Below are 14,899 nucleotides of genomic sequence, written 5' to 3' on the forward strand. Positions count from 1 at the left end.
GGACGATTTTAGAACTTGCGATTTAACGGCGCTTTAGCGCATCAACAGAATTCCCCGCTGTTTCTCCCGGCCCCTGGCCTTGCTGTGGCGTTGCGCCACTCCGCCCCGCCGCGTCTCTTGCTTTGTCCCGCCCTGTGATCTCATCCGTCATCGTTGCGCCGTGTACCACCGAATCATCAAATCGGGGCAAAAATTTCGCCAAAGGGGGCACTCAGGCCGTCCCCCTCTGGACTCCCCCCGGCCCCCCGGCTTTCCTTCTCCCGTCCACCTTCCCTTTTTGCTCGCCTGTATCCCGCTCTTACTGTCCCACTAAGCGAGTAAAGTGCTAGAAAAGAAACACTTAATTTCAGCCCGCACGGAAGGAAAATTTGCCAGCGTTGATTCTGTTGGGTTTAGCTGATCCTGGGTGATTGGCTAGGTCACAATTACGTCACAAAAATTCCTTGGACGATTTGCCGATACCAGTCCGTAAATCCTTCACGGCGTGGAAAGCGTTTGCGAGATTTCGTTGGCCAACTCGCCGGGGCTCAGTATGCGGATTCCAAAGCTTGTCTGGATTCTTTTCGCCGGACCACTACCTGCAAGCTGGCGATCGGAAGTCACGAATACGTCCACCTTTGCACGTATTGCGTCCAACAGCGCTCCTCGATCCCGAATATCATTTCCAGACTTGGCGAGTTGCCCCAGTTCCTTCTGCATCCGCTCATTGTCGTGCGCGTCTGCCCAGGTCCCGGCCAAGTCTTTGATCATGGCCACTTGTTCGCAAATTGATCCAACCGGCCAGTGAGGCAAAATTTCGAAGGTTTGAGCAAGCTGGTATGCTCCGTCGGGTTTCGCAGACAGTTCGGATAGCGTATGACGACTCACCATGACTGTGAGCTTGCCTGAAGAACATGCACTAAGTATGATCTGCACGGCGACACTAGCATGCGCGTTTGAATTTATTGCGTCGATGAAGCAATTAGCATCCAGTACAGTTTTCGTCATCTGATTCAGCGCCATAAATCACCATGTAACTGTTTGCGTTTTAGCGAGATAATTGCTGGTGCTCAGGAGGTCTGAAATGTCGAGCCTCGCCAGAATAATCCTATTGGGGATAATCGCGTCCACGATTCCGTCCGCAGATGCACAGCAAGCACCTCAGCCCTGCAAGGCATATTTTGCCATGTTTCAGTTTGATTCAAAACTTGGGCTGCTGCCGGTAGTGGCATTTACGAAGGACCAGTCCAAATGGTTTGAGAAACGCGGGCGAAAACAATATCCGGAGTTCTGCCTCGACGCGGAAAAGGCTACTTATGTGATGGTCACGGTGAGATGGGATGAGCAGATCAATCAATCGGTTAACAGAACTCATACCGCATACACGACTGGTCCAACTACAGCAGTGGTTGGGACGACCGCTGCCGGGCCAGGGAAACCAGCACAGCCGATCTGGGGTACACAGTTGACCACATTCATCACGACTTGGCAGGAAAGAGAGATCGAGTCCACGCAGGAGCCTCACGCGGTAGTCTTGACATTTAGGCCCAAGGATGGAAAGTCCCTTATCGACGCTGGAGAATTAGAGTCACAGCCAATTTGCAATAACTTAAAGGGCGTTGGCAAAGATGCGGCCAAGGATGCTTTTGACTACACGCTAGAATGTCTCAGAAGGTTCCGCCAGGCACACCCGGATAATGAGAAACCCTAAATCTGCCAGGGGTTCAGAATCGGCACGCCTACGCTAGTGAAATCCGTGCTATTCCGCGTTACAACCGTCAATTTGTGTTCCAGTGCCGTCGCGGATAGAAGACCATCGATGATGGCCAGTGGCCTTCCACTTCGTTGGGCTGCCGCGGCAAGCAATCCCCAGCGATTGGCAATCGCCTCATCAATAACTAAAAGCCGGTTCTCAAACCATTCGTGCAAATCTTTTTCCAGCCATGTTTCCAGGTGAGTACGCCGTTTGCCCGGCACGAGTTGTTCAATTCCTCTTCTGATCTCGCCGAATGTGAGGACGCTGGCATAGAGGGAATCAGGATCGGCGGTTTCCAGCCATTGCTTAACCCGCTGATCGGGTTTGTTGTCTGGGCGGGCAAATTCTGAGATCACATTGGTATCGAGCAAAAACCCGCTCATAGCTCGATGTCGCGGCCCTGGTCTTTATCTCTTTCCAAGTCCAATCCAGAACCGGCGAGAGGGGATTCCATCAGGAATTGCGCAAAATTCTTGCGGGCCTTCGTCGGTTCAGATTTTAGGGAAGAGTTTTTCTCGCGCAATGCAGCCAAAGCATGGTCCAGGACCTCATCGGCGTTACGAAAATGGCCGTTCCGGATTTCCTCTCGGATAATCCGTTCCTGTTCTGGCTTGAGTTCGATGGTCATGGGCAAACCTTGCTTCCTAGTGCTGGAAATATGATACAGGAACCCTTCAAAACTCTCCCCTCAATTTTTTTCTTTCATTTTTCCCATAGCTGGAAGCAAACAGGAGCGCATAAGGGAGGTTGGTCAAGGCCGCGCGTTTTGTGCGCGGCTGCGGCAGTGGTCGGAGCGAAGCGAAGAGCCTTGACGAACCTCACACGCTCCGTACAATCATGCCGGGAAAAATGAAACCAGAAGTCTTTAGGTGTCCTCTTGCTTTTGAGATGAAAAACGTACAAGGTTGCCTTCGGCATCTTGCAGTGTCAGTATGGGGCCGTCTTCGTCCACGTGAAGAAGGCAAGAGCTGCCTCGGCTTGAGACCATCAGGCTTGAGCTATCATCCTGCGCTCCAATTGTCAGTTGTGGGCCGGCTTTCAGAGTGTCATGAAATACTAACCCTGCACCGTCCTTGTCTAAACTCAGGTTGGTCAGATATTGCGCGTCGGCATCAGTCAGCGACAAGCTGGCTTCGTTCTCTGTAGCCTGTAGTTCGGCGCTATATCCGCCAGGGCAATTAACAGTGAGACGCGGCTTCTTATGATTGGCATCAAGGCTTATTCCCATCTCTCCACCAGGAGAAGCCCCGAGCCGTAGACCAGAGCCATCATCGGATACAGAGAGGACTGCGGCAGAGTTCAACTGAGTACCTCCGAAAATGCTAAGGCTTGGCTCTTTTTCATCACCGGAAAGGATTACTTGTGGTAAGCCAGCAGCAGTCCAAAACGCCAAGTTAGGAGTTGCGCCCTCGGCACTCAACCAGATGCGTCCCTTGCCTGTGCTATCTTCCAACACAAGCGTGCTTGCTCTCAGCGTCTTGCGCGGTCCGAGAAACTGTCGGCGCAAATGCGCCACAGCTAATCCAGAACCGAGCGCAATGATGATAGGTGCTGGCCGCTCGATTGGACGCTCCAGCGCGTTTATTGTCCAACTTGGCTGCACAAGAAACATGACCACCAAGATAACCATTAGCCATGCAAGTGATTCCAAGAGGAACGATCTCAAGATTCTTGTATCCATGACGTTACCTCAAAAAGAAGGGGCCGACCGTCTGTGAAAATAATTCAAACATTTTTCTTGTTCTTGATTCGTCAAACTGAAATTCGTTTCCAGCCGCTCGCGGTTAATCCATGAAAGTCATTATCCACAATCCGAAGATCACCGCGCTGACTTAGATTCGAAATGTGGCTTCTGACTTGGTTGTGATAAGCAGGTCTCTGGCCCGCCTGTAATCTCATGTGACTTGGCTTTAATTCTTTGAACCTTCCAACCGTGCGATAGATATCTTGATCGGATGCGCAGCCTTTGGGGAATTCAGCATAACAACGAAGGATCGCTTCTTCCCATGTTCGTTTCATGCAGCTCCTGACGTGTACGGCTGGTGTCAGAAATAGTATAGCTAAGTCTCTTGATTGACCCTCGTGATCAATTGAAGAGTACCGGGCTTGTGAAGACGCGTAGTCTGCTGGCGGGCAGGGGGCGCTCCTTGCCGCGACACTGCCTGAAGCTCCAATGCCGTGACATGCGCGACAATGTATCCGATTTATCCTTAACGTCTTGCGCTCCCTGGCACCGCAACGGCTGGTATGCGGAGCAGGTGAGTTACCGCACAGCGCGTGCACGCCGTTGACTCACCCTGGCCGCACCCTCAGAAGTTAATCAAGAACGTGCTGTCAAATTCCCAGCCCTGGAAGGAATTCGTTACCCCACATTTGCGCCGAGAAGGAGCGGCTCTGAAGCGCCGAATTGCGCCGCCCTTGCGGGCGTCGGGAGAAGGACTGTCGCGGTAGGGATACGGATTGCTCCGTACCCCCCGCACAGATCCGTGCAGGCGGATTTCCCGCACACGGCTCTTGCCTCAGGTAGTGACGCGCACACGGCGCGAAGGATAGGGATGGCAGATGTGGGCCGGAGGCAACCAGCGGGCGATCAGCCATTTCATTCGCTCCCAGTGAACGCGTCCGCTCTGGCTTCGTCTTTGAAGAACACGATGCCAGTACGCGGCCACGGTAAAGCGAAAGTTGGCCAGTGCATATCGGTTACACGGAACTCCGTAGTAGCGAATATGCCCGCCCACGACTGATCTCAGCCATTTGCCTACCTCTGGAACGGGGTCGTGCATGCGCCGCCGCAGTTCGATTCTCACTTCCCGCAGCTTGGCCTGCATCCGTTTACGAATCGTTTGCCGAATCACCGCAAACCGTCCTCTCTTGGTCTTCCCGCAGATGTGCGTGAAGCCGAGAAAGTTGAAGGTTTCCGGTTTCCCCAGACCGCGTTTCTTCCGGCTTTCCGCCGCGTGACGGCCAAACTCCAGAAGACGCGTCTTTTCCGGATGCAGTTCCAGAGAGAACTTTTGCATTCGCTCTTTCAAGTCCTTCCAAAACGCTTCAGCATCGGCTTTGTACTGGAATCCAACCAAAGCATCATCGGCAAATCTCACGACGATGACATCGCCCTGAGCTTGCTTCTTCCGCCAGGCTTGAACCCAGAGATCAAAGACGTAATGGAGATAGACGTTGGCCAGCAAAGGCGAAATACTACCGCCCTGCGGTGAGCCTTGCTCCACCACGATTCGTTTCCCCTCTTCCAGCACGCCCGCTCTCAGCCATTTCTGGATGAGGCGCAGGACGCGCCGATCCGCAATCCGGTGCTGGAGGAACTGGAGCAGCCATTCGTGTGACAAGGTATCGAAAAAGCTGCGTACGTCCAGGTCCAGCACGAAGTTCACACGCTTCTCGTAGAGTCCCAGGAACAGGGCATCCAACGCTTTATGCTGGTTGCGTCCTGGCCGGAACCCGTAGGAGAAGCCGAGGAAGTCGGTTTCGTAGATGGCGTTCAACACTTCCACCGTCGCCCGTTGGACAATCTTGTCTTCGAGCGCCGTGACGCCGAGCGGACGCATCCGCCCATCCGCCTTGGGAATGTAGGCCCTCCGCACCGGCTTGGCCCGGTACGCTCCGCACTTCAGTCTATGGGAGAGGTTCTGGAGATTTTCCTCAAGGGCCTCGCCGTAGTGCTGCCACGTTTCCCCGTCCACGCCTGGAGCCGCCTGCCGCTTGATCTGCCGGTACGCAGTCCGTAGGGTGTCGAGGTTGTAGATGTGGTGCAGCAGAGCGGTGAACTTCTCTTGCTTCCTCTGTTCCGCTATGCGTCGTACCCGTTCCAGCGCACTGAGCGCGTCTGTCCGGCTCTGAGTCCGGGATGCGTTTTGCTGGCCCAGGTTTCCTTTGGCCAGACCCCTTCCCTCCATCTCCTCCGCCGCCAACGGTCTGGCTTTGTTCGGAGACTTCTTCGGTACTATCGGTCTGTCCGACTTCCCGTGTTCGTTCATCATCGGCTCCTGTCCTTGGACTTCCCGATACGTCCCGTGAGCGGTGAAGCTCGCGGGAGAACGCGGGATCTCCCAACTTCCGTGCTGGATATGTCCCTACGTGCCACGGTCACAGACCGCGCAGGATTCCCGGCAAGCTCGCGCTGGCGCTCATCGGGATGTTGCCTTCCGCACCGTGTCAGGGCGTCGGCATCCTGAAGTTTGGGTATTTCGCGGCTCCTACTTCCTTGGCCCGTAGTTTTCTCCTGTCAACGCTTCGGTCGCCCCCTTGCGGGTAAGCCCGCATGACTCGGAGCCGGTGTGGCTCGCTACGCCTTCACCGTGCGACTCTTTCATTCGCTATATCCAGCCAGCTATCGATGCTCCCGGTTTAACGACCTTCACAACCTCAAGAGCGGGGTTATGCAGGCACGCTGCCTTCGGCATCGGGTTGGCGCTGCGGCACGTCACCCCTGGAGGGTATACGGCGGTATACCGCCGTATTGGGGTTCGTGCTTGCCAGGTACATCTTCCATTGATTTATTACTAAGGTAATTCGACACTCCAGCAGCACGGGAACACACTTATGCGCGAAAGGTGTTTCCGTGCAATGCAAGATCCGGCGCGCAAGTATCTATTTATCCGTTTGGCATTAGTTTTGGCCTTTGCTGCAACCGCCGCCGGCCAATCCCGAATGAGCGGTGCATATGTCGGACATGGAACCGGCTTTGCAGAGATGCTGCAACTGACCCAAACCAGCAATGGGCAGATCAGCGGCGTTTTTACTTCGGTAGAACTGAAAGAAGAAGGCGAGATCAAAGCACAGCAAACGACGGTGAGCGGGTCAGTTGATGCCGGACAGGTAACCCTCAAATTTGGTTCATTCATTTTTACCAATACGGTTGCCGGGACGTTCAATGGCAATTCAATCCGCCTTCAAATCACCGATTCCAAAGGGAACGTCACATCACCTGTATTGGTGCGCGGCACAGCCGACGAATTCAAACGCTATACAGACAGCTTAAAAGCCCAGGGCAAAGGCATCAAACTCAGCGTGGAGCTTCTGAGCCGCGCCCGTCAATTCCGGGAAACCGTTGAGCAAACAGAAAAATGGATTGCGGACGCGGAATTGCATGAGCGCAGGATTCCGCGAATCAAAGATTCTTATGAGCAGATCGAACGCCAGATGCAGGCCTTGATTGCCCGAGAAAGGCAGACGGTCGATTCTGTGACGAGAACGCAAGTCTCACTGGATGTGGGCCAGGGCGATTTAGCGGGCGGGCAGGCCGATCTTCAAGTGGAACAGGTTTGGGATTTGTCGATACTGAGCAACGGCCAAAGCCTCTATCAAACCTTTGCAAACTGGAATGAGAGGTGTGGCCTTTCTGAGCAGTTCATGCGGAGCGGTGCGACCATGCAAGCCGTCCAAAGTTGGGAGACAGCATGTAAGAGTGCTCTGGCGGAGAAGCAAAGGTTTATTCCGATTTTCAAACATATCAGCAGTCAGAGAGCCGAAGTCAAGGCCATCCAGGAGGCAGCGCAATCGCGCCGTAAAGCGCTTGTCGAGGAGGCACAGCGGCTTGAATAGACACATGGTCTAGCCGAGACACAGCCGATTTATTTTTTTAATAGCGTGTTGCATGGCGACAATCATCTGGGCCCCATGCCCAAACCCCTCATCTTTCTCCGCGACCAATGCTCGTCCGCGATCTGGCCACTAACGAATCCGGCTTGTGTTTGGGCAGCTTTGATTCGGGCCCAACGCCCTGGGTCCTCGATTGCTTTAAGAGAATTTGCATTGTAAAAATTGCAGTATCCTTCATGCCCTTTAAACTTGAGACTCCATCGTTCAATGTTTACGATTCCTAAATCCTCTAGCTCAAGGAGCGCACGCTCCGCAACACTATCTGAAATCAAAAGTGCGCGTCCAATATCCTTCTTGGACACACCTACATCCGTGGGACCATCATTCACGTTCTCTTTGTCTAGCAAGCCACGACTGCACAGAAAAGCAAAGACCATTCTTCCAGTGGCCGAAACCGGGTTATCCTCTTCGAAAACCCAGGCTGGCACGTAGTGAAATGGCGGCTGTTTAACTGCGACGTGATCGGCAACGTCCCAGTCCCACTCGCACTGCCAAGGCCATGCGTGCTTTACGCGGACAAGCTTGTCACCGGAATTAACAGGAATAGGGCGAGCATCGTCCAAAATTAACATTTTGTCGCACAATTCCTGCAAACGGCGTTCTCGCTCCTTGCTTGTCTCCTTGACTGTTTTGATCTTATGCAACGGTAGCGGTTTCCCCCAATGTCCTTCTTGAATCATCTTTCCCATCTGCTTCCGAAAGCCAGGGGTTTAGGCGAACCTCTTCCCCATCTTGTGTCAAAGCTGTCTTGCCGTCCCAAGCTTCGGGTTTAGGATTTGGCTGCCAACCATCTTTGATGATTATTCTGCGACAATTTGGTCTCTCTTTTGTGTTCACAAATTGCTGATCTCCTCTTTGATTGCAAATGGACAATGCCGATTGTCGTCATTATGGCCAGAGCGCCTTTTTAGCAGCTTCGTTGACAATGTTGATTAGGATTGATCGTAGACCTTCGGCTATTTCCCGTCCTGCTTTTGGCAGGAATTTCTTAAACCGAACTACTGCCACCTGAGTGGTTGGAGTATCGCGTACCAGATCATCCAAGCTCTTGTTGAGAACCTCTTTTCTTCGGTAGTAAGTGTCTCTACCTCAGCAAGCATTTCTCTGGCAGCAGTGATCCCTTTCTCGGTCCACGGATACGGGTTACCACACTTATGGCAAAAACTCGGCGGAGGTGCCTCATGGACACTTGGCAATACCCCACGCAAATGGCCGCGAATGCGTTCATTACAATTTGCGCACGTCTTCACTGTCTTCGCGCCACATTTGGAGCAATGATCCTCTTGGTAGTGGGGAAAAGAGTCGGCACTGCTGGTGATAATGTGACCGTTCTCGCAAATCTGTGCCGTTTCATATCCTTCTTGCTCTGTCCGTTGTCCTTCAGATTCGTAGAACCTTCGTATGCTCATGCGTGCAGCTTAACACAGGTTCGTATTGGACGGTTTCAGTCCTGACAACTCAGAAAAAGCAAAATCATTCGGGTCATTTTTTCAGCAGCGTGTTACATGGCGACAATCTTCTGGGTCCCGTACCCAAACGCCTCATCCTTCTCGTGGCCACCGCTCATCCGCGATCTGGCCCAGTAATAAGTCCAGTTCGCTCAAAACCTAGATACTCCCAGGATCGAGATGCAGAGCTTCTGTTGATCCATATCAGTTCAGGTCTGGAAGCTGCATTCTGTCCCGCGCTGCCTCTTGTGACATTAGTGGCCATTTGTGCGCAAACGTGCGCAGGAGTGCGCATTTCTCCGAGCCGTCGAGTCAAGCAGACATTCTGAAACGTCTATACCGGGGTATGGCGTGCGTGACGTGGATTAGTCCGGATTGTCTGTCTTCATCTATCTTTGGTTCTCTTTGTCAATTTGCTCCGAAGACCGAATCGGCCATACCTCGGAATACGTCTATAGCCGCAGGTGACGCACAGCGCCCCGGCCATGGTGATGACAAGACTTTCAATATTGTCCATACAGTCAATATTTTTCACTTTCTTTTACGAAGTTTCCATTTTTTGACCGAGCGCCGAATCAGACGGATACTCAGCCGCGTCAATACCAGAAGCCGAGATGCGCGAACGGCAATATGAAACGAGATGCGGAAAGCTTTGTAAAGGCCATCACAACCAAAGTGACGGCCACAGAATTCAAGCAGCTTGAACAGTTGTGGAGTGCAAGTGGGATGAGCCGCAGTGAGTGGTGCCGGAAGGCGCTGCTAGACCGGGCCAATTTAATAAATTCAAACGGCAATTCTTATACGCTAAATGAAACCGCTCTCCTGCTAGCCGAAGTCCTGGCTTTACGCACCATTACTGTCAACCTGCTGCATTCTTTGGGTTCCGGCGAGACGATTTCCCGCGAAAAACTGACAAATTTGACCGAGTTGGCAGACCGTGAGAAGTTGCGCCGAGCAATAGACCGTTTGCACCAGTTGAACAAGAAATGAACTGGCGCAGCCGGAAAGGAGAAAGAAAGCAGGGGTTGTTGTATGCCAAGAAACAAGGGTTTATCAGGGGCATGGCATCGCGCCACGCCCAGGGGTTTTATTCTCGCATCCATCCTGGGGCTGATTGCACTGCTAGGCGCAGGTTATTACAAAGTCCAGCAATCGACTCCGTTACAAAGCTATTGGTTTCGCACTTATCTTTGGGCCACACTCGCGCCCGCAATTGGTGTTGAGCACAGCAACTATCGTCTTTTAGCCGAAGTCCGTGGAACCCAAACATTCGTGCCCAGAGAACAGGATGTTCTACCGGGCAGAACCCGAGCGGACAACGGGCGTGTGATTCCGCTTGTCATCACCGAGCAGGCATATCAACGTGGGTATCAGCTTACGCTTTTGCCCTCTGGAAAATATGACAACCGCCAACTTGAAGGCCAGCTGCGGCACTATGTCTATGCCGATGAATCACTGAAGCAGATGGCAGCAGTGCCGCTATGGTGGGGCTTGGGTGTGTTCGCTGGCGTGTTTCTGCTTTCGATCCCATCAGACCTGAGACATGCGCGGGAACGACGCGAGGGTATCCGGTTGGAGGGCCCGGAACTGGTGACCGTTGCCGCCTTTAATCGCAGGCTCCACGCCAGCGGAATAGGCATCGTCAACACCGTGCGGAGGACGTTTGGGGAATGGGTGTTGCGCCGTAATGCGCGTATGCTACGCATCCCCTATCAGGCAGAGAGCTCCCATCTTCTGCTCATGGGCGACAGCGGCACCGGAAAATCCGTCATCATGCGCCAGTTCGCGCAGCAGATCGAGGAGCGTAATGATTCGGCCATCATCTATGACCCGGCGCTCGAATACGTGACGGAGTTTTACGACCAATCACGCGGCGACATCATCTTGAATCCACTGGACGCCAGAATGCCGTACTGGTCGCCTGCCGATGAAATCCAGCACGAAGCCGAGGCGCTGACCGTAGCCGCCTCATTATTCCCTGATAGTCACCGGGAAAATCCCTTCTTTGTCGAAGGCCCGCGCAAGGTGTTTGCTTACTTGCTCACGCTCAAGCCATCGCCTGATGAATTGGTGTGGTGGCTCTCGCACGAACAGGAGCTAGACCGGAGACTGAAAGGCACGGAGCTTGCCGCGATGATTTATCAGGGCGCATCGGCACAACGCGCCGGGGTACTGGCTTCGCTCAACATGGTAGCCGACAGCTTGAAGATGCTGCCGAGGAAGCAGGAGGTATCCCGCATCTGGACCGCCGCCGAATGGTCGAAGCAGCGCCAAGGCTGGATCTTCGTCACCAGTACGCCAGAGGTACGCAAGCGCCTGCTACCGCTGACAAGCCTCTGGCTTGATCTGCTGGTATTGCGCTTGATGAATCAAGGCAGGCCAGGACCACGCTCGGTCTGGTTCCTTCTGGACGAGCTGGCAAGCCTGCAACGGCTCCCGCAGTTGCACACGGCAGTCACGGAGAACCGGAAATCGAATAACCCTGTGGTGCTGGGCTTTCAGGGCCGCAGCCAGCTAGAAGCGCGTTACGGACTGGACTCTGAAGCCATGCTCTCGCAACCTGCAACCAAAGTGTTTCTCCGCACCAGCGAACCGAAGTCGGCCAAATGGATTATGGAAGCCATCGGAGACGTGGAGCTTGAGCGTGTGCAGGAAACCCGCACCGATGGCCGCGAACGTGATTCGCGCAGCTTCCAGCGGCAAACCTTCAAAAAGCCGTTGGTGATGGACTCCGTAATCATGGGACTAGACGCGCTGCACGGCTATATCAAGCACGGCAATCTTGTGGTGGAATTCCGTACCCGGCCTACAACCCAAGGAGAGCGGACAAACGGCTTTATTCCCCGCAAAGACACGCCGCCCGATCTGCCGCCTCCGCCAGACCGAAACCGCTTTGGCCCCAGCCATAACGGTGCTCCGGCGCAGGAGCAGAAGCCAGAGGAGACACAATCAATCTTTGAAAACGACTAACCGGGTATGCTGACCATCTCCAAACCGCTCTCTTCCGGCCAAGCCGCAAGCTATCACCGGGAAGAGTTTGCCAATGCGAAGGACAACTACTACACCGAGGGCGACCGTGTGCGTGGCCAGTGGCAAGGCAAGCTGGCCGAGCAATGGGGCCTCAATGGTGATGTAGACGCCGAGCAGTTCAAACGCTTGGCCGATGGTCAGCACCCTTTAACCGGAGAGCAGCTTGTCCAGTTCCGCGCCCCGTATGAGTACACCAAGGAAAACGGCGAGAAGGTGAAAACGATGGAGCACCGCGCCGGGTGGGATGCCACATTCGCAGCGCCCAAAAGCGTCAGCGTTACAGCTTTGGTTGGAGGTGATGAGCGCGTCCGGGAGGCGCACCGGGAAGCTGTGAATGTGGCCCTTGATGAAATGGAAAAATACGTTCAGGCGCGAATCGGAGGAAACAACCCGCCAGAGACTACGGGCAAATGGGTTGCCGCCAAGTTTGAGCATGATTCCAGCCGTCCTGTCGATGGCTACGCCGCGCCGCAGCTGCACACGCATACGGTTTTCTTCAACCTAACCGAGCGGGAGAACGGCGAGACGCGCGCCTTGCAGCCCCGCGAGTTGTACCGCTCTCAGCAATATGGAACGGCCATCTATCGCGCCGAATTGTCGCTGCGCTTGAAGCAGCTAGGCTACGAAGTTGAACTGAGCGCCAAGGGAGCGCCGGAAATCAAAGGCTACAGCCAGGAATATCTCACCGCGTCCAGCCCGCGCCGGCAGCAAATCCAAGAACATTTGGAGCAGGCCGGATTCGCCGGCGCGGGAGCCGCCGAGATCGCGCAGCACCGCACCCGCGACCCGAAGCTCAATATCCCACATGAGGAAATGCAGCGCCGCCATCAGGATATGGCCGCGCAGTATGGCGACCAGCCGCAGCGCGTCATCGAAGAAGCCAAGGACCGGAACCAGCACGGCGAACGGGCAAGCGAAGAGCAGAAACAAAAGGCCATCCAAGAAGCTCTTCGGTATGCGCGGGAAAGAAACCTTGAGCGGGATGCCGTAGCCGACGAACGCGCCATCATGCGTGATGCCTTGCGCCGTGGATTGGGCGAAGCAACGCTCTCTGAGATGCGCCAGGAATTCAGCCGCCAAGTTGAGCAGCGCGGCTTTATCGAGACGGCCAACCAGCCGGGAGCGGCAGCGCGGAGATTCACGACCGAAGAAATGCAAGAGCTTGAACGCCAGAACATCCGCGCCATGCGCGAGGGACAAAATCAGCATCCCGCGCTGACTAGCTTTGAGACGCGCCGCCAGATTGAACAGGAATACTCGCATTTGTCGAACAGTCAGCGGACAGCAGTTGAGGAGATCCTGTCCAGCCGTGACCGCATCACCGCGCTTGAAGGCGTAGCAGGCGCGGGAAAGACCACATCGCTCACCGCCATTCGTCATGGCGCGGAGCGCGACGGCTACAAGGTGGAAGGCTTTGCCCCGACATCCCGCGCCGCGCAGAAGCTTGAGGAAGCAGGGATTGAATCTCACACCTTGCAACATCATCTGACACGCGGCCAGCCGCAGGAAGCCGAGCAAAGGCGTCTTTACGTGGTCGATGAATCGAGCCTTGCCGGAACCCGTCAGGTGAATGAGTTTTTGAGTCGCTTGGGCCAGAAAGACCGCGTTCTGCTGGTGGGCGATGTGCGCCAGCATGAAGCCGTAGAAGCCGGACGGCCGTACAGCCAGTTACAGGAAGCCGGGATGCGGACGGCGCAGTTAGATGAAATCATCAGGCAGAAAGACCCGGCGTTAAAAGATGCCGTAGAACGGCTTTCCCGCGGCGAAGTCCGCGAGGCCGTCAGTAGCTTGGAACAGCAGGGCAGAATTCACCAGATCGAGGACCGCCAAGAGCGGCTTCAGCAGATCGCCAGCAACTACGCACGGCAACCGGAAAATACGTTGGTCATCTCGCCCGATAACCAATCCCGGCGCGACCTGAATTTGCTGATTCACCGCCAGATGCAGCAGCGCGGCCAAGCGAGCGAACAGGCGCATACCTTCACCGTATTGGAACCACGGCAGGAATTAACGGGTGCAGACCGCGCTTGGGCCGCGCAGTACGCGCAAGATGACGTGCTCAGGTATTCCCGAGGCAGCAAGGCCGTAGGCATCCAGTCCGGCGAATATGCCACTGTAACGGCGATAGACCACGAGCAAAACCGCTTGACTGTAGAACGCCAGGACGGACAAGAACTTACCTATAACCCGCGTGACCTGATGGGTGTCTCCGTCTATCGTCAGGCCGAACGCGATTTCTCTGAAGGCGACCGCGTACAGTTCACCGCGCCGTCGAAAGAATTGCACGTTGCCAACCGGGAGCTAGGCACCATTGAACATGTGGACGAAAGCGGCAAGATCGGCATTCACACCGATTCTGGGCGGCATCTTGAATTTAATGTCCAAAACCATCCACATCTCGATTACGGCTACGCCCTCACCAGCCATAGCAGCCAGGGCCAGACCGCCGACCGCGTTTTGGTTCACGTGGATACCGAACTTGGAGAACAGCTTGTTAATGAGCGCATGGCTTATGTCTCTATTTCACGCGCCCGCTATGATGCCCACATCTACACCAACGACCAAACGGAGCTGGCCCACGACCTCAGCCGCGAGGCCACGCACTCAACCGCCACAGACGCCGGGGAAGAGATAAGCCCGGAGCAAAGCACTGGAATCGCCGAACAGCAGTCGGGCGAAGCAATGGCAAGCGAAGCAGGCAACGCACCGTCCATGTCCGAGGGCCAGGGTATTTCTATCGGAGAGTAGCAGGCAGCAGTTATGGCCACCCGGCCCCAATTCGATGATTCCGAGCACGTCCCCCCAAGGGTTGACTCTCACCCTGACAATTTGCCTGTGCCCGATGGCCCTTTCAGCAAAGAGGAGCTAGACGCCATCTGCGAATTTCTCTTGCTGCTCGATGAATGGGACAGAAAGAGGAAAATCGCATGACTTCCAAGCGGAAGAAATCTCACCTTCATTTTTCCCCCGCAGATGCTACGGAGCGCGGGAGCTTAGTAAAGGCTCTCCGCTGCGCTTCGACCGCTAGCGCGGCGCCAGAAACCAGCGGCCTTGACAAAGCTCCCTTCCG

The 14,899-nt window shown here is 54.8% G+C and carries 13 protein-coding genes; 5 read left to right on the forward strand and 8 right to left on the reverse strand.

Annotated features, from left to right (window positions below):
- Window positions 1–477: 477 nt before the first annotated feature.
- Entirely contained in the window at window positions 478–1,002 is a 525-nt protein-coding gene (locus LAO76_09485) for a type II toxin-antitoxin system VapC family toxin (GenBank protein ID MBZ5491151.1), read from the reverse strand.
- Window positions 1,003–1,165: 163 nt separating this feature from the next.
- Here LAO76_09485 and LAO76_09490 point away from each other — a divergent pair, with 163 nt between their 5' ends.
- Window positions 1,166–1,690: a hypothetical protein gene (locus LAO76_09490; GenBank protein ID MBZ5491152.1), complete on the forward strand. Its 525-nt coding sequence runs from the start codon at window positions 1,166–1,168 to the stop codon at window positions 1,688–1,690.
- On the opposite strand, the gene LAO76_09495 is transcribed toward LAO76_09490, so the two are convergent.
- From LAO76_09495 to ltrA, 4 genes are all read right to left on the reverse strand, one after another.
- Window positions 1,687–2,118 carry a type II toxin-antitoxin system VapC family toxin gene (locus tag LAO76_09495; protein ID MBZ5491153.1) on the reverse strand — a complete coding sequence of 144 codons (432 nt, stop codon included), beginning with the start codon at window positions 2,116–2,118 and terminating at the stop codon, window positions 1,687–1,689. The two genes, LAO76_09490 and LAO76_09495, sit on opposite strands and share 4 nt — an antisense overlap.
- The gene (locus LAO76_09500; GenBank protein ID MBZ5491154.1) at window positions 2,115–2,363 is read right to left on the reverse strand and encodes a type II toxin-antitoxin system ParD family antitoxin; all 249 of its coding nucleotides are present in this window, start codon (window positions 2,361–2,363) and stop codon (window positions 2,115–2,117) included. Before LAO76_09500 ends, LAO76_09495 begins: the two co-directional genes overlap by 4 nt.
- Before the next feature lie 237 nt (window positions 2,364–2,600).
- Window positions 2,601–3,416: a hypothetical protein gene (locus LAO76_09505; protein MBZ5491155.1), complete on the reverse strand. Its 816-nt coding sequence runs from the start codon at window positions 3,414–3,416 to the stop codon at window positions 2,601–2,603.
- 838 nt (window positions 3,417–4,254) lie between these two features.
- Entirely contained in the window at window positions 4,255–5,730 is a 1,476-nt protein-coding gene (gene ltrA / locus LAO76_09510; GenBank protein ID MBZ5491156.1) for a group II intron reverse transcriptase/maturase, read from the reverse strand.
- A 586-nt stretch (window positions 5,731–6,316) separates the two neighbouring features.
- Between ltrA and LAO76_09515 the strand changes: the two genes are divergently transcribed.
- Window positions 6,317–7,294, forward strand: coding sequence for a hypothetical protein (locus LAO76_09515; GenBank protein MBZ5491157.1), 978 nt, complete (start codon window positions 6,317–6,319; stop codon window positions 7,292–7,294).
- Window positions 7,295–7,356: 62 nt separating this feature from the next.
- Here the strand turns inward: LAO76_09515 and LAO76_09520 are convergent, their stop codons facing one another.
- The 3 genes from LAO76_09520 to LAO76_09530 form a co-directional block, all read right to left on the reverse strand.
- The gene (locus LAO76_09520; GenBank protein MBZ5491158.1) at window positions 7,357–8,031 is read right to left on the reverse strand and encodes a hypothetical protein; all 675 of its coding nucleotides are present in this window, start codon (window positions 8,029–8,031) and stop codon (window positions 7,357–7,359) included.
- Window positions 8,032–8,239: 208 nt separating this feature from the next.
- Window positions 8,240–8,395, reverse strand: coding sequence for a DUF2321 domain-containing protein (locus LAO76_09525; protein ID MBZ5491159.1), 156 nt, complete (start codon window positions 8,393–8,395; stop codon window positions 8,240–8,242).
- Window positions 8,350–8,760: a DUF2321 domain-containing protein gene (locus tag LAO76_09530; protein ID MBZ5491160.1), complete on the reverse strand. Its 411-nt coding sequence runs from the start codon at window positions 8,758–8,760 to the stop codon at window positions 8,350–8,352. Before LAO76_09530 ends, LAO76_09525 begins: the two co-directional genes overlap by 46 nt.
- A 714-nt stretch (window positions 8,761–9,474) precedes the next feature.
- Between LAO76_09530 and LAO76_09535 the strand changes: the two genes are divergently transcribed.
- From LAO76_09535 to LAO76_09545, 3 genes are read left to right on the forward strand one after another with little or no spacing between them, the layout of a single operon-like run.
- Complete coding sequence (locus tag LAO76_09535; protein ID MBZ5491161.1) at window positions 9,475–9,789, forward strand: hypothetical protein; 315 nt, start codon at window positions 9,475–9,477, stop codon at window positions 9,787–9,789.
- A 42-nt stretch (window positions 9,790–9,831) separates the two neighbouring features.
- The gene (locus LAO76_09540; GenBank protein MBZ5491162.1) at window positions 9,832–11,769 is read left to right on the forward strand and encodes a type IV secretion system DNA-binding domain-containing protein; all 1,938 of its coding nucleotides are present in this window, start codon (window positions 9,832–9,834) and stop codon (window positions 11,767–11,769) included.
- Window positions 11,770–11,775: 6 nt separating this feature from the next.
- Entirely contained in the window at window positions 11,776–14,577 is a 2,802-nt protein-coding gene (locus LAO76_09545) for a relaxase domain-containing protein (GenBank protein ID MBZ5491163.1), read from the forward strand.
- The last annotated feature ends 322 nt before the right edge of the window (window positions 14,578–14,899 follow it).

Source organism: Terriglobia bacterium, from assembly GCA_020072645.1.
GTDB lineage: Bacteria > Acidobacteriota > Terriglobia > Terriglobales > Acidobacteriaceae > Angelobacter.